This window comes from Jannaschia sp. Os4, from assembly GCF_016820245.1.
Lineage (GTDB): Bacteria > Pseudomonadota > Alphaproteobacteria > Rhodobacterales > Rhodobacteraceae > Jannaschia.
This window is the reverse complement of record NZ_JAFCAR010000001.1, coordinates 24,632-44,105: the sequence shown is the minus strand read 5'-3', so window position 1 is coordinate 44,105 and position 19,474 is coordinate 24,632. Positions and strand designations below refer to the sequence as shown.

Genomic DNA, 19,474 nt, shown 5'->3' with positions numbered 1-19,474 from the left:
CGATCCGCCACTACCGCTCCGCTGTTTATCCATCACCCCCGCACGACGCTCCAGCGTCGCGGGACCTTCGACCAATCGCCGGGCCGGGGGACGGCCCGGCGATGCGCGGCTCGGCTTCGCCTCGCGTTCCGCGCGGGCGCTTCGCTCCGAAACCAGCGAACCCGCCCCGGTCCCCGTCCGCACCGCCCCCTACGCCACCAAGCTCTCCGCCGCCCGCAGGTCCACGCTGACCAGCTGCGACACGCCCTGCTCGGCCATCGTCACCCCGAACAGCCGGTCCATCCGCGCCATCGTCACCGCGTGGTGCGTGATCACGAGGAAGCGCGTATCGGCCCGCTGCGTCATCTCGTCGAGCATGTCGCAGAACCGGCCCACGTTCGCGTCGTCCAAGGGCGCGTCCACCTCGTCCAGCACGCAGATCGGCGCCGGGTTTGCGAGGAACACCGCGAAGATCAGCGCCAAGGCCGTCAGCGTCTGCTCCCCCCCGGACAGCAGCCCCAGATGCGTCAGCCGCTTGCCCGGCGGCTGGGCGAGGATCTCCAGCCCCGCCTCCAAGGGATCGTCCGACTCGACCAGCTCCAGCCGCGCCTCGCCGCCGCCGAAGAGGTGCTTGAACAGGTCCCCGAAGCCCCGGTTCACCCCCTCGAACGCGTCCAGCAGGCGCTGCCGCCCCTCCTTGTTCAGCGCCGCGATGCCTGCGCGCAGCTCCGCCACGGCGGCCTCCAGATCGGCCTTCTCCGCGACGAGCGTGTCGTGCTCCTCGGCCACCGCCGCCCGGTCCTCCTCGGCCCGCAGGTTGACGGACCCCAGCCCGTCGCGCTGCCGCCGCAGCCGCGCGATGTCGGTCTCCAGCCGCTCCGCCGGGGGCAGGTCCCCCTCGATCCGCGACAGCAGGGCGGGCGGCTCGAGGGCGTAGGCCTCGCGGATGCGCTCGGCGGCCGCGCCCACCGCGTCCGCCGCCGCCTCGCGCCGCGTCTCGGCCCGCGCCCGCACCTCGCGCGCCTCGCCCGCCGCCCGCTCCGCGTCCCGCGCCGCGACCGCCGCCTCGCGCGCGGCCCGCTCCCCCTCGGCCAGCCCGTCGGTCGCCGCCGCCACCCGCGCCCGCGCCCGGTCCAGCGTGTCGGACAGCGCGACCCCCTCCCGCTCCAGTGCCGCGGGCCGGGACCGGGCCTCGGCCAGATCGGCCTCCGCCTTGGCCCGCCGCGCCTCCAGTTCGGCCACGCGGCCCCCGGCGGAGGCCAATCGGTCCGCCCACGTCCGGCGGTCCTTCTCCACGGCGGCGGCCCGCGCCGCCCGCGCCTCCGCCTCCCGCGCCATCCCGTCGGCGGCCGCCCGCAGGGTGGCCGCCTCGGCCCGCGCCGCCTCGGTCGCCGCCCGCGCCTCCACCTGCGCCGTCCGCGCCCCGTCCAGCGGGTCCAGCGCCATGCGCGCCGCCTTCGCCTCCGACAGCGCGGCGGCGGCCTCGTCCCGCTCCGCCTCGTGCCGCCCGCGCGCCAGCCCCGCCGTCTCCAGCCGCCCCGCCGCCAGCACCTGCGCCGACTCGGCCCGGTCCGCCCGCCGCGCCGCCTCGGCGCGGTCGCGGTCCGCGTCGCGTCGCGCCGCCCGCGCCTCCGCATCCGCCGCGCGCGCCGCCTCCAACTCCCGGCCCAAGGTCTCGTGCGCCGACCGCGCGCCCGCGAGCGACGCCTCCGTCTCCTCCAGATCGCGCCGCAGCGACTGCAGCCGGTTCACCTGCCGCAGCCGCAGCGCCGCCGCCGACGGCGCCGCCTCGGCGGGCACGCGGTAGCCGTCCCACCGCCACAGGTCGCCGTCCTTCGACACCAGCGCCTGACCGGGGGCCAAGCCCGCCTGCATCGCCGCGGCCCGGTCGCCCTCGACCACGCCGATCCCCGAAAGAGCCCGGCGGAGGACGGCGGGCGCCTCGACATGCGCCGCCAGCGCCTCCGCCCCCTCGGGCACGCCCGCGTCCCGGTCGGGCAGGGCGCGCCAACCCCCGCCGTCCGCCGCGTCCTCGCCCGCCGAGAGGTCGTCCCCGAAGGCCGCGCCCAAGGCGGCCTCCCACCCCTCGTCCACGCGCACCCGGTCCAGCAGCGCCGTCCCGCCGCCGCCGTCCCGCGCGAGCAGCTTCTCCAGCGCCGACACCTCGGCGCGCAGCGCCGTCGCCGCGCCCTCCGCCTCGGCCCGCGCGGTGCGCGCCGCGCCCTCGCGCTCCTGCGCCGCCTCGCGCGCGGCCTCGGCGGCGACCAAGGCGGCCTCCGCCGCCTCCGCCGCGGCTTCGGCCTGCGCCCGGTCCGCCGCGCCCGAGGCCGCCTCGCGCTCCGCCTCGGCCAGCGCCGCGCGGGCCGCGTCCGCCGCCCGGTCGGCGCGCTCCATCTCCGCCTCGGCGCGGGCCAGCCGCCCCTGCGCCTCGCCCTCCAGCCGCTCCGCCGCGCCATGCCGCGCCTGCAGCCGCGCCAGCCGCTCCGTCGCCTCGCCCAGCGCCTCCTCGCGCGCGGCCAGACCCGCCGCCGCCGCGGACGCCGCCTCCTTCGCCACCGCGATGCGCGCGGGCTCGTCCGCGCCGCGCTCGGCCAAGTCGGCGGCCTCCGCCTCCAGCGCGCGCAGCGTCTCCCGCGCGTCGGCGTCCAGCGCGCTCTCGCGCTCCGCGTCCTTCGCGATCTGACGCAGTCGCCCCTCGATCCCGCCGATGGCCTGCTCCGCCCGCCGCACCTTCTCGTCCAAGGTCTCGCGCGCGGCCTCCGCGCGGTTCAGCACGGCCTGCGCCACGGCCGCCTCCTCGCGCAGCGGGGGCAGCGCCGCGTCCGCCGTCTCGCGCGCTTGGTCCGCCGCGCGTGCCGCCCGCTCGGCGGCGGAGGCGGCGAGCACCGCCTCGCGCAGGCTGCCCTCCGCCGCCTCCAGCGCGTCCTCCGCCTCGCGGAAGCGGCGGGCGAGCAGCGCCGACTCCGCCACCTCCAGCGCCTCGGACACCTCGCGGTAACGCGCCGCCTGCCGAGCCTGCCGCGCCAAGGTGGCCAGCTGCGCCGCGAGGTTTTCCACCACGTCGTCCACCCGCGCGAGGTTCGCGCTCGTCGCGTTCAGCTTCAGCTCCGCCTCGTGCCGCCGCTGGTAGAGGCCGGAGATGCCCGCCGCCTCCTCCAGCACCCGCCGCCGCTTCTGGGGCTTGGCGTTGATGAGTTCCGAAATCTGCCCCTGCCGTACCAGCGCGGGCGAGTGCGCCCCCGTGGACGCGTCCGCGAACAGCATCGCCACGTCCCGCGCTCGCACGTCCTTGCCGTTCAGCTTGTAGGCGGACCCCGCGTCCCGCGTGATCCGGCGGGTCACCTCGATCTGGTCGCTCTCGTTGAACGCCGCCGGGGCCAGCCGCTCGGCGTTGTCCACCAAGAGCGTCACCTCCGCGAAGCCCCGCGCCGGGCGGCTGGCCGCGCCCGCGAAGATCACGTCCTCCATGCCGCCGCCGCGCATCGCGGTGGGGCGCGTCTCGCCCATCACCCAGCGCAGCGCCTCCAGCAGGTTCGACTTGCCGCAGCCGTTCGGCCCCACCACGCCGGTCAGCCCGTCCGCGATCACGAGGTCGGTGGGATCGACGAAGCTCTTGAAGCCCGTCAGCCGGAGGCGGTCGAAACGCATCGGGCCGGAGCGGACCCATCCCGCCCACCCGCGTCAAGCCCGCGCACCCAGCATATGCCCCGGAGTGGCGGGTTTTCCCCAAGATCGTGGGGCCACTCGCCCCATGATTGCACCGAATCGCCGCCACCCCCCTCATCTTGCCACGAGCATCCCAAGGTCCGAGGTGGAGCGCCGGTCGGTCCGGCTCCGCCGATCCCTCGGGCCTCCGAAGGGTTAACGAAACGTGTCCGAGCGTATGAACGCGCGTATGCACGACGTATGCACGACGTATGCACGGGGGGTGCACGGGGGGTGCACGCCGGTTTCGCGTCCACGACGCCCCCGGCCCCCATCCCGTCGCGGAAGCGCTTGACCCCCTCCCCCATGCGGCGCACCGTCGCGGCGCGTGGTTCCCCGACGGGCAGCAAGCCCAGGGGATCAAATGGGAACGTGGAGCGGTGGACCCACCCAGGGCACCGAAGCCACGGCCGCCCCCGCGACCGTGAGCGGTGAGCGAGGCGCCTCTAAGCCACTGGGACCAATGGGGTTCTGGGAAGGCGGCGCCGAGCGGAGACCCGCGAGCCGGGAGACCAGCCGCGCAGGCGCAATCCCCCCGTCGGGTGTGACGGGCACAGGAGACATGACATGACCCGCTTCCTCGCCGCGCTCGGCGCGACCCTGATCGCCACCCCGGCGCTGGCCCACCACCCCTTGGGCGGCCTGCCCATGACCACCTTCGCCGAGGGCGCGCTCTCCGGCGTCGGCCACCCCGTCCTCGGCTTCGACCACCTCTTCTTCGTCGTCGCCGTCGGCCTCGCCTCCGCCTTCCTTTCCAAGGGGTTGCAGGCCCCGCTCGCCTATGTCGGCGCCATGCTCGCGGGCACGCTCGCCGTCTCCCTCGGCCTCGCCCTGCCGCTCGCGGAGGTCGGGATCGTCGCCTCGCTCGTGGTCCTCGGCGGCCTGATCCTCACGAACCGCCTGCCCGGCGCGGCGCTCACCCTGACCCTGGTCGCCGGGTTCGGCCTCTTCCACGGCGCCGGATTCGCGGGCTCCATCCTCGGGCAGGAGGGCGGCGCCTCCGCGGCCGTGATGCTGGGCTACCTCGCGGGCCTCGGCGCGACGCAATACGCGATCGCCGTCGGCGTCGCGGCGCTGGCCGCCCGCGCCGACCGCCTGTCGGCCCGCCTCGCGGGCGCGGCCGTCGCGGGCGTGGGAACCTTCCTCCTGCTGGAGGTCGTCGAAGGCCCGCTCGTCGCGCTGATCGCCGCCTGAACCCTTGACCGCAGAAGGCCGCCACCTCCGGGGTGGCGGCCTCTTTCGTGGAGCCTGCACCCATGTCCAAGATCCCCGCCACCGTCGTCACCGGCTTCCTCGGCGCCGGCAAGACGACCCTCATCCGCCACCTGATCGAGAACGCCGGCGGACGCCGCATCGCCTTGATCATCAACGAGTTCGGCGACCTCGGCGTCGATGGCGGCCTGCTGAAGGGCTGCGGCATCGAGGGCTGCGCCGACGACGACGTGATGGAGCTGTCGAACGGCTGCATCTGCTGCACCGTGGCCGACGACTTCGTCCCCGCGATGCTCAAGCTGATCGACCGCCCCGATCCGCCCCACCATATCGTCATCGAGACCTCCGGCCTCGCCCTGCCGCAGCCCCTCGTCCGCGCCTTCCAGTGGCCCGACCTGCGCACCCGCGTCACCGTGGACGGGGTGGTCACCGTGCTCGACGGCCCCGCCGTGGCGGCGGGCACCTTCGCCGCCGACGTGGCCGCCGTGGACGCGCAGCGCCGCATGGACGACGGGCTGGACCACGAGACGCCGCTCTCGGAGCTCTACGCCGACCAGATGGCCTGCGCCGACATGATCGTGGTCAACAAGGCCGACCTGTTGGACGACGTGGAGGCCCTCGTCGCCCGCTTGGCCGGCGAGGCGCGCGACGGCGTGCAGGTCGTGCCCGCCACGATGGGCGCGCTGCCCGCCGACGTCCTGCTGGGCCGCGGCATGGCCGCCGAGGACGACCTCTCGGCCCGCCACGAGGTGCACCACCACCATCACCACGACGACGAGGACGATCACGACCACCACCACGATCACGACGACCACGGCCACGACGCCTTCGAATCCTTCGTCGTCGACGGACCCGAGGTGGACGACCCCGCAGCCTACGCCGCCCGGCTGTCGGACGTGATCCGCGCCCACGGCGTCCTGCGCCTCAAGGGGTTCGCCTCGGTGGCGGGCAAGCCGATGCGCCTCGTGGTCCAGGCCGTCGGCCCCCGCGTGGACCACCATTTCGACCGGCCCCTGGGGGCGGACCCGCGCGGCTCGCGCATGGTCGTGATCGGGCGCGCCGGGCTGGACCGGGCCGCCATCGCCGCCGCGCTCCAAGCGGAGCCTGCACCCGCCTGAGGCGTCCCGCGCCGGACCGTCACGGACCGGCGCGGCGCCCGCGCTTCAGCCCGCGTCCCCCGCCGGGCGCCGCGCCACCTCGAGCGCGACGTCCGCCGCGAGGGCCGCGTTCGCGCGCACCAGCGCGACATTGGCGTCCAAGGCCGCCGCGTGGTGCGCGTTGAGATGGGCCAGCAGGAACGGGGTGACGTCCTTACCGGCGACCCCGCGCCGCGCCGCCTCCCCGAGCGCGGCCTCGATCTGCGCGCCGATCGCGTCGGCGTCGAGCGCATCGGCCTCGGGGATCGGGTTCGCCACCAAGACGCCGGACCCCGTGCCGAGGGCCGCGTGCGCGCGCAGGATCGAGGCGATCTCGGCGGCGCCGTCGACCCGCTCCGGCGCCGCGCAGCCGCTGGCGCGCGCGTAGAAGGCGGGCATCTCGTCGGCCCCCTCGACGAGCACGGGCACCCGCAGGGACTCCAGCAGCTCCAGCGTCCGCGGGATGTCGAGGATCGACTTCGCCCCCGCGCAGACGACGCAGACCGGGGTCGCGGCCAGCTCGTAGAGGTCGGCGCTGACGTCGGCCGCGTCGCCCCGATGGACGCCGCCGATGCCGCCCGTGGCGAAGATCCCGATCCCCGCCGCGTGCGCGATCCGCATCGTGGCGCTCACGGTCGTGCCCGCGCTCCGCCCGCGGGCGACGGCCGCCGCGAGGTCGCGGGAGGCGGCCTTGACCACCCCGCCGCCCCGCCCGAGCCGTTCGAGCGCGGCGTCGTCGAGGCCGGCGCGCAGGCGCCCGTCGACCACCGCGCAGGTCGCGGGCACGGCGCCGCGGGACCGGACGACGTCCTCGACCGCGCGCGCCACCTCGGCGTTGCGGGGCCACGGCATCCCATGGCTGACGATCGTGGATTCCAGCGCAACGATCGCGCGCCCCTCGGCGCGGGCGTCGGCCACCTCTTCGGACAGGTCTGGTGCCATGCGCGTCCTCTTGCACGCCGCCGGGCGCGGGCGCAAACCCCGCCGATGCACCTTCTCGCCGCACAGCCCGGAACCCTCGACGAGGGGGACGCGATCGACCCCGGTCAGACCCCCGCCGAGGTGGTCGTGATCACCGCCGCGGACACGGAGATCGCGGCCCTCTCCGCCGCCCGCGCCGAGATGGAGGATCCGCCGGGCCTGCGGCTCGCCCAGATGGCGCATCTGCGGCACCCCATGAGCGTCGATCTCCATCTCGACGGCTGCGCCATCGGCGCGGGGCTGGTGGTGGCACGGGTGCTCGGCGGGCGGGGCTACTGGCCCTACGGCGTCGAGCAGTACGCGGCCCGCTGCCGCGAGGCGGGCGTGCCGCTGGCGCTGCTGCCGGGGGACGACAAGCCCGATGCCGACCTGCGCGGCCTCTCGACGGTCGGCGCGGAGGACTACGACGCGCTCTGGTCGTTCCTCGTGGAGGGCGGGCCCGCGAACGCCACCGGCTTCCTCCGCCATGCGAGGGCGATGGTCCGGGGCGAGGCGCGCCCGCCGGGCGCGGTGCCCCTGCTCCGGGCGGGCGGCTACTGGCCCGGGCGGGGGGTGATCGACCTCGCGGGCATGCGGGCGGAGTGGGCGAACGCGGGCCTGCGGGAGGGGGCGCCGACCGTGCCGGTGGTGTTCTACCGGGCGCTCCTGCAGGGCGCGGGCCTCAACCCCGTGAACCGTCTCGTCCGCGCGCTCCTCCGCGCCGGCCTCGCGCCGCTGCCCCTGTTCGTCGCCTCGCTGAAGGATCCCGTATCCGCGGAGACCCTGCGCCTCCAGTTCCGCGCCGCCCCACCGGACGCGGTCCTGAACCTCACCTCCTTCGCCGCGGGCGCGGGCACGCCCCTGCGCGAGATCGACGCGCCCGTGTTCCAAGGCGTCCTGTCCGGCGGCACGGAGGAGGCATGGTCCGATGGCGCGCAGGGCCTCGGCGCGCGGGACGTCGCGATGAACGTGGCGTTGCCGGAACTCGACGGCCGCGTCCTCACGCGCGCCTTGGGGTTCAAGGGCGAGGCGTATTTCGACGAGGCGACCGAATGCCCCGTCCCGACATGGAAGGCGGCGGGGGACCGGATCGAATGGACCGCCGCGCTGATCGCAGGGTGGTGCCGCCTGCGCGCGACTCCCCCGGGGGAGCGGCGCGTGGCGCTCGTCCTCGCGAATTACCCGAACCGGGACGGGCGGATCGCCAACGGCGTCGGCCTCGACACCCCGGCGGCGACGGTCGAGGTGCTGCGCGCGCTGAAGGCGGCGGGATACGACACCGGCGGCGCGGGGACGCCCGACGACGTCGGGACGCTGATGGCGCTCCTCCTCGGCGGACCGACGAACGCGCGGGACGGGCGCGCGGCGCGGACCGGCGGCGTCCGCCTTCCGCTCGCCGACTATGGCCGCGCCCATGGCCGACTCCCGTGGGAGGCACGGGCGGCGATCGCGGACCGGTGGGGCGATCCGGGGGACGACCCCTTCTTCGACGGCGATGGCTTCTCCCTCTCCCTCCATGCGTTCGGCAACGTCCTCGTCGGCATCCAGCCCGCCCGGGGCTACAACGTCGACCCCACCGAGACCTACCACTCCCCGGACCTCGTCCCACCCCATAACTACTTGGCATTCTACGAGTATCTTCGACAGTCCGGCGTGGACGCGATCGTCCACATGGGCAAGCATGGGAACGTGGAATGGCTGCCCGGACGGGCGCTGGCCTTGGGGAAGGAGGACTGGCCGGAGATCGCGCTGGGACCGGTGCCCAACGTGTATCCCTTCATCGTCAACGATCCCGGCGAGGGGACGCAGGCGAAGCGCCGCACCGCGGCGGTGATCGTCGATCATCTGACCCCCCCGCTGACCCGGGCCGAGAGCTATGGCCCGCTCCGTGACCTCGAGGCGCTGGTCGACGAGTACTACGAGGCGGCGGGCGTGGACCCCCGGCGGATCGGGCACCTGCGGGACGAGATCCTGTCCCTCGCCCGCGCGACCGGCCTCGACGTCGACGCGGGGATGTCCCGCGACGGGGCGGCGGAGGACGATCTCGCGGCGCTGGACGCCTATCTCTGCGAGCTGAAGGAAGCGCAGATCAGGGACGGGCTTCACATCTTCGGACGGGCGCCGGAGGGCCGCTTGGCCGACGACCTGCTCGCCGCCCTGCTGCGGCTGCCGCGCGGCGCCGCGGGGCCGGACGGGACGCGCGCGCCGGGGGACGAGAGCCTGCCGCGCGCCATCGCGGCGGACCTGTCCCTCGGGTTCGACCCGCTCGACTGCGACATGGCGGCCGCGTGGGAGGGGCCGCGCCCTGCGGCGCTGGCGGGCGTGGCCGATGGCGCGGGGACGCCGCTCGACGGGCCGTGGCGCTCGCAGGGGGACGCGGTGGAGCGGATCGAGCTCCTCGCCTCCGCGCTCCTGCGCGGCGACGCGGACGCCCCCGGGCCGCGCAGCGCGTCCGTCCTCGAGGCGGCCGCCGGCCTGCGCGCGGCGGTCGCCGCCTGCGGTCCGGCGGAGATGGACGCCCTGCTGACCGCGCTCGACGGGCGGTTCGTGCAGCCGGGCCCCTCGGGCGCGCCGACGCGGGGGCGGCCCGACGTCCTGCCCACGGGGCGGAACTTCTTCTCCGTCGACAGCCGCGCGGTGCCGACGCCCACGGCGTGGGCGCTGGGGTGGAGGAGCGCGAACCTGCTGATCGAGCGGCACCTGCAGGATCACGGCGACTGGCCCCGCGCCATGCTGCTGACGGCATGGGGCACGGCCAACATGCGGACGGGCGGCGACGACATCGCGCAGTGCCTCGCGCTGATGGGGGTCAAGCCGCGGTGGGACAGCGCGAACCGCCGGGTCGTCGGATGGGAGATCATCCCCCACACCGCCTTGGGGCGGCCCCGCGTGGACGTGACGCTTCGGGTGTCGGGCTTCTTCCGCGACGCCTTCCCGCAGCAGATGGCGCTGGTGGACGAGGCGGCGCGGGCGGTGCAAGCGCTGGACGAGCCGGAGGCGGTGAACCCGGCGGCGGCGCGCGCCCGGGCCGGCGAGGGCGCGGCGCGGGTCTACGGGTCGAAGCCCGGGGCCTACGGCGCGGGACTGCAGGCGATGATCGACGAGCGGCTCTGGTCCGACAAGGCGGATCTCGGCGCGGCCTACGTCGAGTGGGGCGGTTACGCCTACGCGGCAGGCGAGGGGGCGGCGGACCACGACGGGCTGCGCGAGCGGCTCGGGCAGGTGGAGGCCATCGTCCAGAACCAGGACAACCGCGAGCACGACCTGCTGGACAGCGACGACTACTACCAGTTCGAGGGCGGCGCGGCGGCGGCGGTCGAGGCGATCCGAGGCGCGCGCGTCCCCGTCTGGCACAACGACCACTCGCGGCCCGAGCGCCCGGTGATCCGCTCGCTGGAGGAGGAGATCGGGCGGGTGGTCCGCTCCCGCGTGGTGAACCCCAAGTGGATCGCGGGGGTCATGCGGCACGGCTACAAGGGCGCCTTCGAGATCGCCGCGTCCGTCGACTACCTCTTCGCCTTCGCCGCCACGACGGGCGCGGTGCGGGACCACCATTTCGACCTCGTCCACGCCGCCGTGCTGGAGGACGACGACGTGCGCGACTGGATGGCGGCGCACAACGCGCCGGCCCTGCGGGAGGTGGAGGACCGGCTGCGCGAGGCGATCGAGCGTGGGCTGTGGACGCCGCGGTCCAACTCGGCCCGCGCCGCGCTCGGCGCAACGTGAGGGTCCGGCGGATCGGCCCGGACGACCCCGCCGTGGCGGGGGCCGCCGCGCTGGTGCAGGCGGTCTACGGCGCGCTCCACGCGGATCACGGTCTCGACAGCCCGTCGCGCGGCCTCGACGCCGCGCGCCTCGCCGAGCGGCTGGGGGAGGCGACCGGGCTGCTGGTGGAGGCCAGCGGCGCGGTCGCGGGCTTCGCCTTCGTGCGCCCGTCGCGGGACGTGGCGGGCGCGCTCTACCTCGGGACGGTGGCGACCGATCCGGCGCTGCGCGGGCGCGGCGTGGCGGCCCTCCTCGTGGCGGAGGCGATGGCCGTCGCGCGCGAGGGCGGCTGGCCGGACCTCGTGCTCGACACATTCGACGGGCCGGGCGGGGCGGCGGGCTACTTCGCGCGGCACGGCTTCGCGCCGCGCGGAACCGGGGGGCCGATCCGCACGATGGGGCGACGGATCGCCTAGCGGCAGTCCAACGACAGGTTCACCAGCGCGACGTCGCCCTTGTCCGGCGTGGCCGCGCAGCCCGTCAGCGCCTCCGTCGCCTCGACCGCGCCCGCGACCACCGAGGCGTAGGAGGGTCGCCAGACGGGGTTCACGCGCGTCGCCTGCGCGGTCTCGGCGTTCCAGTGCACGCGGAACCGGTGCGCCCCCCCGGGGGCTGCGCCGGACCGGTCGAGCCCGTCGAGCGGATGGGGCATGCAGCCGGAGAGCCAGACGAGCGCGACGCCGAGGAGGAGGAACAGGAGCTTCATGCGCCCGATCCTGCCCGGAGAACATGAACGAATGGTTGACGGCGGACGCGGGGCGGCGGACCAACCCAGGATGACCGACGATCCCGACCTCGCCCGCCACGCGACCAAGATGGCCAAGAAGAAGGCCGCCCGCGCCAAGATCATGGCCACAAAGACCGGCGAGAAGGGCCTCGTCATCGTCCACACGGGCAAGGGCAAGGGGAAATCCTCGGCCGCCTTCGGCATGATCTTCCGCTGCATCGCCCACGACATGCCCTGCGCCGTGGTGCAGTTCATTAAGGGCGGCATGTCCACCGGCGAGCGCGACCTGATCCTCTCGCGGTTCTCCGACGCCTGCCAGTTCCACACGATGGGCGAGGGCTTCACCTGGGAGACGCAGGACAAGTCGCGCGACATCGAGATGGCGCAGGCGGCGTGGGCCAAGGCCAAGGAGCTGATCCGCGACGAGACGAACCGCATGGTCCTGCTCGACGAGATCAACATCGCGCTGCGCTACGACTACCTCGACGTGGACGAGGTGGTGGCCTTCCTGCGGGACGAGAAGCCCGCGATGACCCACGTGGTCCTGACGGGCCGCAACGCGAAGGAGCCGCTGATCGAGGCGGCGGACCTCGTGACGGAGATGGAACTGGTGAAGCACCCCTTCCGCTCGGGCATCAAGGCGCAGGTGGGCGTCGAGTTCTGATGCGGCTGCTCAGCGAGTTCGGGCAGGGGACGTCGCTGCGCCGCGGCGACGCCACGCAGGCCGTGCGGCGCGGGATGGAGGACGCGCTGTGGCGCAACTCGATCAACCTCGCGGAGCTGTTCGGGGTCGAGAAGTCCGCCATGCGGATCACCGTCGAGGCGGGCGTGCCGCGCGCGGGCATCGTGGACGTCGAGCGGCTGCGCGACGTGTTCCCCTACGGGACGCCCACGTTCGACATCCGGGAGGGCGGGCTGGCCGTGCCGCGCCCCGACGGCGAGGGGGAGCCGACGCTGATCGCCTCCGTCGTCCTGCACGTCGCGCTCGAAGGCGTGGGGTCGGGCGCGGGATGAGGCGGTTCGTCATCGAGATGGGGCAGGGGGTCGACCTGCACGGGTCCGACATGACCAAGGCCGCGCGCCGGGGGGTGGAGGACGCGCTGCGCCATGCGTCCTTCCCGCTCTTCCCGGCGCTGGGGATCGACCGGGCCGCGATGCGGGTGCGCGTGACCGTCGCGGTGCCGGACCCGGACGCGGTGGACGTGGCGGCGGTGGCCGCGCTGCTGCCCTACGGGGACGTCGCGGTCGAGGCGGTGGCGGGGGGCCTGTCCTCCACGAACCCGGACGACGGCGAGGTCACGACCGTGGCCGCCGTCGCGGTCGAGGCGTTCCTGCCCGAGGCCCTCGCGCGGGGGGCGGTCGCGGAACGCGCCTAGTTCGCCACCCGCGTCGTCGTGGTCACGAGGCCGAGCGTCGTCCCGATCAGGCGCGCGACGGCGGTGAAGCCGTTCACCGGGCTCTCGGTCGGGATCAGCACGTCGCCCGGCATCATCCAGAACGACTTGGCCGCGAAGAGGTCGGCGGCGTTGGTCAGGTCCGCGGTGAACACGACCTTGCTTCGCTCGGGGCCGCCCGGCTTGACCGCCGAGGCCGGGTACTCGCGCAGCAGCACGACGCCCTCGGGGTTGGCCCGCGCCGAGTCGACGCCCGAGGCCAGCGCCAGCGCCTCGATCAGGTTCAGCCGGGGCGTGGCGAAGGGGATGACGGACTCGTTGGCGGCGGCGCCGATCACGGTGAAGGTGCGGTCGTCCTCCTCGAGGAGCAGCTTGTCCCCGGCCCGCACGAGGGTGTCGAGGTCGGGTCGGCTCGTGAGCCGGTCGAGCGAGATGGCGTAGTCGTGCGACCCCCGGATGAGGCGCACCAGCGGATTCTGCAGCGCCCCGGACGGGCCGCCGCCGAAGGCGATGGCCGACAGCACCGTCGTGCCCCGGTCGCGCAGCGGGTAGGGGCCGGGCGCGGCGACGCCTGCGACGAGGTCGACCTCCTGCTCGCGCCCGGGCGCCACGTTGAGCTGCACCTGCGCGCCCGGCACCACAGGCTCGAGGCGGTTCTGCAGCGCGGTGCGGGCGCGGTCGACCGACATGCCCGCGATCCGCACCTCGCCCACATAGGGCAGGAACACCACGCCCCGGGGGCTGAGCTGCAGGTCGCCCAGCGAGACGGCGCGCTGCCCCTCGGCGGCGATCAGCGAGGTCGGGTTCGAGTCGAAGATCGTGATCGAGACGATGTCGCCCGCCGCGATCAGGCGGCCCGGCGCGCCGCCGCGCTCGACCCTCCAGTCGTAGTGCGGGCCGAGCCGGGGCCACGATTCGATCCGCGACACCGTCTCCAGCGAGATCGGGTAGATCGCGATCGGCGCGTCCTCCTCGATGGCCGAGCCGATCAGCTCCTTCTCGGTGGGGGCGCTGCGAGGCAGGCCCGCGCATCCGGCGAGAGACAGGGCGCAGAGCCCCGCGACGAAGAGCGACCGCGCGCGCGACATGTCCATTCAGCATCCCCCGGTGGTCTTCGCCACATTCCCGCCATGATTAGGCCGGGGCGGGGGGCGTGTTCAACGCGATAGGAGCCGCGTCGCCGACGTGATGCCCTCCAGCGACAGGGGGACCATCCGATCCTCGAAGATCCGGCGGATCAGGCCGATGGAGGGCGTGTGGTCCCAATGGGCCCGCGGCACCGGGTTGATCCAGCACGACATCGGCCACCGCTCCCGCGCCCGCGCCAGCCAGACGGCCCCCGCCTCTTGGTTCCAGAACTCGTTGGCGCCGCCGGGATGGGTGATCTCGTAGGGGGACATCGACGCGTCGCCCACGAAGATCACGCGCGTCTCCGGGCCGTGGGTGTTGAGCACCTCCTCGGTCGGCGTCACATCGTCCCAGCGGCGGCGGTTGTCCGCCCACACCCCCTCGTAGAGGCAGTTGTGGAAGTACCAGTGGGTCAGCGCGCCCAGCTCGCTCTTGGCCGCCGAGAACAGCTCCTCCACCTGCGCCACGTGCGCGTCCATCGAGCCGCCCACGTCGAGCAGCAGCAGCACCTTGACCGCGTTGCGCCGCTCGGGCCGGGTGCGGACGTCGAGGAAGCCCGCCTTGGCCGTCGAGCGGATCGTCCCGTCGAGGTCCAGCTCCTGCTCCGCCCCGTCGCGCGCCCAGTGGCGCAGCCGGCGCAGCGCGACGCGCATCGCGCGCGACCCCAGCCGCTCGTCGTCGTCGAGGTCGCGGAACTCGCGCCTGTCCCAGACCTTTGCCGCCCGCTGGTGGCGGCTCTCGGCCTGCCCGATCCGCACGCCCTCGGGGTTGTAGCCGTAGGCGCCGAAGGGGGACGTCCCCGCCGTGCCCACCCACTTGCTGCCGCCCTGGTGCCGCCCCTGCTGCTCGCGCAGCCGCTCGCGCAGGGTCTCCATCAGCTTGTCGAACCCGCCCAAGGCCTCGATCTCCGCGCGCTCCTCGGGGGTCAGCAGCTTCTCGGCGCGCTTCTCCAGCCAGCCCTGCGGCAGGTCGACCGCGTCCAATACCTCCTGCAGGGTCAGGCCCTCCAGCCCGCGGAACGCCTCGGCGAAGGCGCGGTCGAAGCGGTCGATATGGCGCTCGTCCTTCACGAGGGCCGCGCGGGCGAGGTGGTAGAACCCCTCCACGTCGTAGAGCACGACCTCGGCCTGCATCGCCTCGAGGAAGGTGAGGTGCTCGCGCAGGGTGACCGGCACCTTGGCCGCCCGGAGCGCGCCGAAGAAGCCGAGGAACATCAGCGCGCGCTCACTGCACCGCGCGGCTGTAGATCACCAGCGCGAGGAAGCCGATCAGGAACCCGATCAGCGCCCAGACGGCGGCCCATTGGGCGACGTCGCCGCCCGAGCCTTGACGGCGGCGGGCCTGCCACGCGCCGAGCAGCGCGCCGATCCCGGCGGAGAGGAGGGGCATCAACATGGGGCGGGGTTAGACGCCGGAGGCCAGCGCGGCAACCTCGCGGGCCCGCGACCCGGCGCCGCCCGTCACCCATGCGTAGCGTCCCCACGCGAGGCCCTCGTCCCGCGCGCCGCGGCCGGGGCGCCCGGCGCGCGCCGCCGCTTCGGAGCGCAGCAGCAGGAGCGTGGCGAGCAGCTTGGCGTCCTGCGCCCCGCGTGCGGCGGGCAGGGCGCGGTCGATCCGGGCCAAGGCCGCGCCGGGCGCGCCGGCGGACAGGTCGAACGCCGCGACCTGCAGGGCGGCATGGGCGGCGTGGATGCCGTCGCCGTGGAGGTCGCGGTAGACGGTCTCCGCCTCGAGGAAGGCGGCCCGCGCGGCGTCCGCGTCGTAGCCCACGCGCGCCCGGCCCAGCGCCATCAGCGAGGTGGCGAGGCGGTGGCGCCCCACCGCGTCGCCGCGGGCGAGGGAGACGGCGCGGGTCGCCGCCCGCAGGCGCGCCGCCCCGTCGCCGCCCGCGGCGGTCCCCCGGCGCATCGCCGCCAGCCATTCGGCCGGCTCCGCGCCCGACCGCGCGGCGGGCGCGCCGCGACCGCCGGGGTTCAGCCGGGCGAGGATCGCGGGCAGGGCGGCGGCGGTCTCGGCTCGCGTCATGCCGGAGCGCAGCGCCGGATCGTAGGTCGCGCGCAGCACGAGCATGTCCCACGCCGTCAGCACGCCGTGCGCGTCGTCGTCGTTGAACACCGAATGGGGCAGGCGGAAGAGGTCGTTGAGCGGCCCCAGCGCCTGCGCCATCTCCTCGTGAAGGCAGTCGCGGGCCTCCTGCGGGCCGGTGTCGGAGGGCAGGAAGATCGACGCGGTGGTGCGGGTCGGGATGCGGGTCCAGTCCGTCCCCGGCCCGCCCGCGCGCGCGACGTAGTCGCGCCAGCCCGAGACGCCGGGCACCACGAAGCAGGCCGCGCCGGGCACCCGCCGCTGGAGCCGGGCGCGCGGCTGGAGCGATACGGTCATCCGCGCCGCCTCGCCAGGCCGGGCGCGGCGGATGTCGATGCCCGCCTCGGCGCGCAGCCGGGCGATGAGGTCGTCGAGGTCGGCCTGCAGCGTTGCGGGGCCGCGCCCCTCGACGGCCACGGGGACCGCGCCCTCGAACCGCGTGAGGCGCGGCACGGCGCGGCCCGACTCGAGGCGGAAGTGCAGGTCGATGAAGTCGGTGACGAACGCGGTGTTCGACGGCGCGGGGGTGGGCGCGGGGGGGCCGGTGAAGCGCATCATCTTGGCCGGGCGCGCCTCCGCCGAGGGCGCCGCGCGGCTGACCACCGGGCCGGGGATCGGCGCGCAGGAGGCGAGGACCATCGCCGCGAGGGTCAGCGCGCGGATCAACGGGCGTACTTCACGAAGTCGGTGCGCGTGGCGACGCGGTCGTAGAGGGCGCGCGCGGGGTTGTCCGCCCGCGTCAGCCAGTAGACCGCGGGCGCGCCGCGCGCGTCGGCGTCGGCATAGACGGCCTCGATCAGGCGGCGGCCCAGCCCGGTGCCGCGCGCCTCGGGGGCGACGAAGAGATCCTGTAGGTAGACCGTCCCCTCGGGGCGCCACATGTGCGGGTGCCAGACCCAGTGGACGAGGCCGAGCGCGGCGCCGTCCCGGCGCGCGATCCGCCCGCGGAAGGCGGAGGGGTCGTCCGACGTCACCTGCGCGAAGGCGGCGTCGTAGGCCGCCTCCGGCAGAGACGTGTCGTAGAAGTCGAGGTAGGCCCGCCACAGGCGCGCCCACTCCGACCGGTCGCCGGCCCGCGGGGCCGACAGGACGATGTCCGTCATGATCACTGCTCGCTCGTGCGCCCCGTTGGCCGGGGTCGTCATCGAGGAGGCTAGGGCGTCATTGTGTCCGGATTGGGGCGGATCGGGCGGATAGGCGGCGATTGGCGCCGGCCGAGCGTCGCCCGAAGGTCACTCCGCCGCGACCTCGAACCCCCGCGCAATCTGGTCCGAGGGGGCAACGGGATAGGCCCCGGAGAAGCAGGCGTCGCAGTATTGCGGCGCGTCCTCGTTCCGGCCCTTCGCCTCGCCGACCGCGCGGTAGAGCCCGTCGAGCGAGATGAACTTCAGCGAGTCGACCCCGAGATGGTCGCGCATGTCGTCCGCCGTCATCGTCGCCGCGAGCAGCTTGTCGCGGTCCGGCGTGTCCACCCCGTAGAAGCAGGGCCACGCCGTCGGCGGGCTAGCGATGCGGAAGTGGACCTCCTTGGCCCCGGCATCCAGCACCATCTCCTTGATCTTGCGCGAGGTGGTGCCGCGCACCACGCTGTCGTCCACGAGGACCACGCGCTTGCCCGCGATCAGCGCCCGGTTGACGTTCAGCTTCAGCCGCACGCCCATGTTCCGGATCTGCTCGGTCGGCTCGATGAAGGTCCGGCCCACGTACTGGTTGCGGATGATCCCCATCCCGTAGGGCACGCCCGACTCGGCGGCGAAGCCGATCGCGGCGGGGGTCCCCGAGTCGGGCACCGGCACAACGAGGTCCGCCTCGGCGGGCGCCTCGCGCGCCAGCTCGCGCCCGATCGCCTCGCGCGTCTCGTAGACCGAGCGGCCCTCGAGGATGCTGTCGGGGCGGGAGAAGTAGACGTGCTCGAAGATGCAGGAGCGGCGGCGCTGCGGCTCGAACGGACGGTGCGAGGTGAGCGTGCCGTCCATGGTGGCGACGACCATCTCGCCGGGCTCGACCTCGCGCAGGAACTCGGCGCCCACGATGTCGAGCGCGCAGGTCTCGGACGCGACCACGTGCGCGTCCCCGACGCGGCCCAGCACGAGGGGCCGCACGCCCAAGGGGTCGCGCACGCCGATCAGCTTGGTGCGCGTCATGGCGACGACGGAGAACGCGCCCTCCACGCGGCGCAGCGCGTCCTTCATCTTCTCGGGGATGCTGCGCTGCAGCGAGCGCGCCATCAGGTGGATGATGCATTCCGAATCGCTGGACGACTGGAAGATCGACCCGCGCTCGATCAGCTCGCGGCGCAGCGCGTCGGCGTTGGTGATGTTGCCGTTGTGGGCGATGGCCGTCCCGCCATGGGCCAGCTCGCCGAAGAAGGGCTGCACGTCGCGGATCGCGGTCGCGCCCTTGGAGCCCGCGGTGGAGTAGCGGACGTGGCCGATGGCCACCGGCCCCGGCACCGTGTCGAGGACGCTTCGCGAGGTGAAGTTGTCGCGCACGTAGCCGAAGCGCCGGGCGCTGCCCCAGCCGTGGGTCTCGTCGTGGGCGACGATGCCGCCCGCCTCCTGACCCCGGTGCTGCAGCGCGTGGAGGCCGAGGGCCACGAAGGAGGCCGCGTCCTGCACGCCGACGATGCCGAACACGCCGCACTCCTCGCGCAGCTTGTCGTCGTCGAAGGGGTCGTTGCGCCAAGTCGGGGTCATGCCGTCCCTCCGCCGGGGGCTGCGTGCGCGGTTGGTCCGCAGATAGGCCCCGCAGGGCCGGGAGTCACGATTCGATCACGCGTCGGACGACGGCGTCTCCGCCTCGACCGGGGCGGCGGGCTCGATGCACTTGCCCACGAGGCTCTCGTAGCGCTCGAGGATCCAGCCCGGCGCGTCCGAGGGGATCTGCGCCTCGATGTTGTCCTTGGACCGCGAGAAGATCGCCGCCGAGCGGCTGTCCTCGACCACGGCGACGCCGTCGTCGACCACGACCCGGTCGTAGACCACGAAGCCCACCGCCACGAGCAGGATGCCCCGCAGGACGCCGAACACGAAGCCGAGCCCTTGGTCCACCGCGCCGAGCGCGGAGTGGCGGACGGCGGAGGAGAGCAGCGGCGTGAAGAAGCTGACGACCACGAGGGCGAGCGCGAAGACCACCGCGAAGGAAGCGATCACGCCCAGCTCGCACCCTTCGAGGAACTCGCCCACGTAGGGTAGCTCCTTGACCAGCGGCTCGGCGGCCCCGGCGAAGGTGAAGGCGACGATGGCGGCGGCGATCCAGCCGACGATCGCCATGCTCTCGCGCACCAGCCCGCGGCTGAACGCGAGGATCGCGGATATGACGATGACGGCCGCGACTACGGCATCGACGATCGTGAAGCCTTCCATGCGGCGTCCCCTCTGGCC

At 74.6% G+C, this 19,474-nt stretch carries 17 protein-coding genes and 1 riboswitch; of the genes, 7 read left to right on the top strand and 10 right to left on the bottom strand.

The window, feature by feature from the left end; translation table 11 throughout:
- Window positions 1-189: 189 nt before the first annotated feature.
- Complete coding sequence (locus JQC91_RS00215; protein ID WP_203284763.1) at window positions 190-3,627, bottom strand: AAA family ATPase; 3,438 nt, start codon at window positions 3,625-3,627, stop codon at window positions 190-192.
- A gap of 369 nt (window positions 3,628-3,996) precedes the next feature.
- Window positions 3,997-4,220, top strand: a riboswitch (cobalamin riboswitch).
- Window positions 4,221-4,251: 31 nt separating this feature from the next.
- On the opposite strand from JQC91_RS00215, the gene JQC91_RS00210 reads away from it, so the two are divergent.
- Together JQC91_RS00210 and cobW are read left to right on the top strand one after the other, a co-directional pair.
- Window positions 4,252-4,878, top strand: coding sequence for a HupE/UreJ family protein (locus JQC91_RS00210; RefSeq protein WP_203284762.1), 627 nt, complete (start codon window positions 4,252-4,254; stop codon window positions 4,876-4,878).
- A gap of 62 nt (window positions 4,879-4,940) precedes the next feature.
- Window positions 4,941-6,014 (top strand): cobalamin biosynthesis protein CobW, encoded by a 1,074-nt coding sequence (cobW, locus tag JQC91_RS00205; protein ID WP_203284761.1) that lies wholly within the window; start codon window positions 4,941-4,943, stop codon window positions 6,012-6,014.
- Window positions 6,015-6,059: 45 nt separating this feature from the next.
- Here cobW and JQC91_RS00200 read toward each other — a convergent pair whose 3' ends face one another.
- Window positions 6,060-6,974, bottom strand: coding sequence for a pseudouridine-5'-phosphate glycosidase (locus JQC91_RS00200; protein WP_203284760.1), 915 nt, complete (start codon window positions 6,972-6,974; stop codon window positions 6,060-6,062).
- Window positions 6,975-7,019: 45 nt separating this feature from the next.
- On the opposite strand from JQC91_RS00200, the gene cobN reads away from it, so the two are divergent.
- Both cobN and JQC91_RS00190 read left to right on the top strand, forming a co-directional pair.
- Entirely contained in the window at window positions 7,020-10,718 is a 3,699-nt protein-coding gene (cobN, locus tag JQC91_RS00195; protein ID WP_203284759.1) for a cobaltochelatase subunit CobN, read from the top strand.
- Entirely contained in the window at window positions 10,715-11,173 is a 459-nt protein-coding gene (locus JQC91_RS00190; RefSeq protein ID WP_203284758.1) for a GNAT family N-acetyltransferase, read from the top strand. The genes cobN and JQC91_RS00190 overlap by 4 nt, the downstream gene beginning before the upstream one ends.
- Here the strand turns inward: JQC91_RS00190 and JQC91_RS00185 are convergent.
- A complete protein-coding gene (locus JQC91_RS00185; RefSeq protein WP_203284757.1) occupies window positions 11,170-11,463 on the bottom strand; it encodes a hypothetical protein in 294 nt (97 codons plus the stop codon). The genes JQC91_RS00190 and JQC91_RS00185 overlap by 4 nt on opposite strands.
- Before the next feature lie 70 nt (window positions 11,464-11,533).
- On the opposite strand from JQC91_RS00185, the gene cobO reads away from it, so the two are divergent.
- Genes cobO through JQC91_RS00170 form a run of 3 tightly spaced genes read left to right on the top strand, consistent with a single transcriptional unit; the run spans window position 11,534 to window position 12,860 of the window.
- Window positions 11,534-12,148 carry a cob(I)yrinic acid a,c-diamide adenosyltransferase gene (cobO, locus tag JQC91_RS00180; protein WP_203284756.1) on the top strand — a complete coding sequence of 205 codons (615 nt, stop codon included), beginning with the start codon at window positions 11,534-11,536 and terminating at the stop codon, window positions 12,146-12,148.
- The gene (locus JQC91_RS00175) at window positions 12,148-12,498 is read left to right on the top strand and encodes a Lin0512 family protein (protein ID WP_203284755.1); all 351 of its coding nucleotides are present in this window, start codon (window positions 12,148-12,150) and stop codon (window positions 12,496-12,498) included. The genes cobO and JQC91_RS00175 overlap by 1 nt, the downstream gene beginning before the upstream one ends.
- Window positions 12,495-12,860 (top strand): Lin0512 family protein, encoded by a 366-nt coding sequence (locus JQC91_RS00170; RefSeq protein ID WP_203284754.1) that lies wholly within the window; start codon window positions 12,495-12,497, stop codon window positions 12,858-12,860. The genes JQC91_RS00175 and JQC91_RS00170 overlap by 4 nt, the downstream gene beginning before the upstream one ends.
- On the opposite strand, the gene JQC91_RS00165 is transcribed toward JQC91_RS00170, so the two are convergent.
- The 7 genes from JQC91_RS00165 to JQC91_RS00135 form a co-directional block, all read right to left on the bottom strand.
- Entirely contained in the window at window positions 12,857-13,972 is a 1,116-nt protein-coding gene (locus JQC91_RS00165) for a polysaccharide biosynthesis/export family protein (protein ID WP_203284753.1), read from the bottom strand. The genes JQC91_RS00170 and JQC91_RS00165 overlap by 4 nt on opposite strands.
- Before the next feature lie 63 nt (window positions 13,973-14,035).
- Entirely contained in the window at window positions 14,036-15,220 is a 1,185-nt protein-coding gene (locus tag JQC91_RS00160; protein ID WP_203284752.1) for a VWA domain-containing protein, read from the bottom strand.
- A 10-nt stretch (window positions 15,221-15,230) separates the two neighbouring features.
- The gene (locus JQC91_RS00155; protein ID WP_203284751.1) at window positions 15,231-15,401 is read right to left on the bottom strand and encodes a hypothetical protein; all 171 of its coding nucleotides are present in this window, start codon (window positions 15,399-15,401) and stop codon (window positions 15,231-15,233) included.
- Between the two features lie 9 nt (window positions 15,402-15,410).
- Complete coding sequence (locus tag JQC91_RS00150; RefSeq protein ID WP_203284750.1) at window positions 15,411-16,757, bottom strand: DUF2927 domain-containing protein; 1,347 nt, start codon at window positions 16,755-16,757, stop codon at window positions 15,411-15,413.
- Window positions 16,754-17,194: a GNAT family N-acetyltransferase gene (locus tag JQC91_RS00145; protein WP_203284749.1), complete on the bottom strand. Its 441-nt coding sequence runs from the start codon at window positions 17,192-17,194 to the stop codon at window positions 16,754-16,756. The genes JQC91_RS00150 and JQC91_RS00145 overlap by 4 nt, the downstream gene beginning before the upstream one ends.
- A gap of 129 nt (window positions 17,195-17,323) precedes the next feature.
- A complete protein-coding gene (gene purF, locus JQC91_RS00140) occupies window positions 17,324-18,787 on the bottom strand; it encodes an amidophosphoribosyltransferase (protein WP_203284748.1) in 1,464 nt (487 codons plus the stop codon).
- Between the two features lie 75 nt (window positions 18,788-18,862).
- Window positions 18,863-19,456 carry a CvpA family protein gene (locus tag JQC91_RS00135; protein ID WP_203284747.1) on the bottom strand — a complete coding sequence of 198 codons (594 nt, stop codon included), beginning with the start codon at window positions 19,454-19,456 and terminating at the stop codon, window positions 18,863-18,865.
- Between the last annotated feature and the right edge of the window lie 18 nt (window positions 19,457-19,474).

What these genes read in the sequence shown, in the direction of transcription:
- JQC91_RS00215 (WP_203284763.1), bottom strand. Translation starts at nt 3,627, where the DNA reads ATGCGTTTCGACCGCCTCCGGCTGACGGGCTTCAAGAGCTTCGTCGAT.
- JQC91_RS00210 (WP_203284762.1), top strand. Translation starts at nt 4,252, where the DNA reads ATGACCCGCTTCCTCGCCGCGCTCGGCGCGACCCTGATCGCCACCCCG.
- cobW (WP_203284761.1), top strand. Translation starts at nt 4,941, where the DNA reads ATGTCCAAGATCCCCGCCACCGTCGTCACCGGCTTCCTCGGCGCCGGC.
- JQC91_RS00200 (WP_203284760.1), bottom strand. Translation starts at nt 6,974, where the DNA reads ATGGCACCAGACCTGTCCGAAGAGGTGGCCGACGCCCGCGCCGAGGGG.
- cobN (WP_203284759.1), top strand. Translation starts at nt 7,020, where the DNA reads ATGCACCTTCTCGCCGCACAGCCCGGAACCCTCGACGAGGGGGACGCG.
- JQC91_RS00185 (WP_203284757.1), bottom strand. Translation starts at nt 11,463, where the DNA reads ATGAAGCTCCTGTTCCTCCTCCTCGGCGTCGCGCTCGTCTGGCTCTCC.
- cobO (WP_203284756.1), top strand. Translation starts at nt 11,534, where the DNA reads ATGACCGACGATCCCGACCTCGCCCGCCACGCGACCAAGATGGCCAAG.
- JQC91_RS00175 (WP_203284755.1), top strand. Translation starts at nt 12,148, where the DNA reads ATGCGGCTGCTCAGCGAGTTCGGGCAGGGGACGTCGCTGCGCCGCGGC.
- JQC91_RS00170 (WP_203284754.1), top strand. Translation starts at nt 12,495, where the DNA reads ATGAGGCGGTTCGTCATCGAGATGGGGCAGGGGGTCGACCTGCACGGG.
- JQC91_RS00165 (WP_203284753.1), bottom strand. Translation starts at nt 13,972, where the DNA reads ATGGACATGTCGCGCGCGCGGTCGCTCTTCGTCGCGGGGCTCTGCGCC.
- JQC91_RS00160 (WP_203284752.1), bottom strand. Translation starts at nt 15,220, where the DNA reads ATGTTCCTCGGCTTCTTCGGCGCGCTCCGGGCGGCCAAGGTGCCGGTC.
- JQC91_RS00155 (WP_203284751.1), bottom strand. Translation starts at nt 15,401, where the DNA reads ATGTTGATGCCCCTCCTCTCCGCCGGGATCGGCGCGCTGCTCGGCGCG.
- JQC91_RS00145 (WP_203284749.1), bottom strand. Translation starts at nt 17,194, where the DNA reads ATGACGGACATCGTCCTGTCGGCCCCGCGGGCCGGCGACCGGTCGGAG.
- purF (WP_203284748.1), bottom strand. Translation starts at nt 18,787, where the DNA reads ATGACCCCGACTTGGCGCAACGACCCCTTCGACGACGACAAGCTGCGC.
- JQC91_RS00135 (WP_203284747.1), bottom strand. Translation starts at nt 19,456, where the DNA reads ATGGAAGGCTTCACGATCGTCGATGCCGTAGTCGCGGCCGTCATCGTC.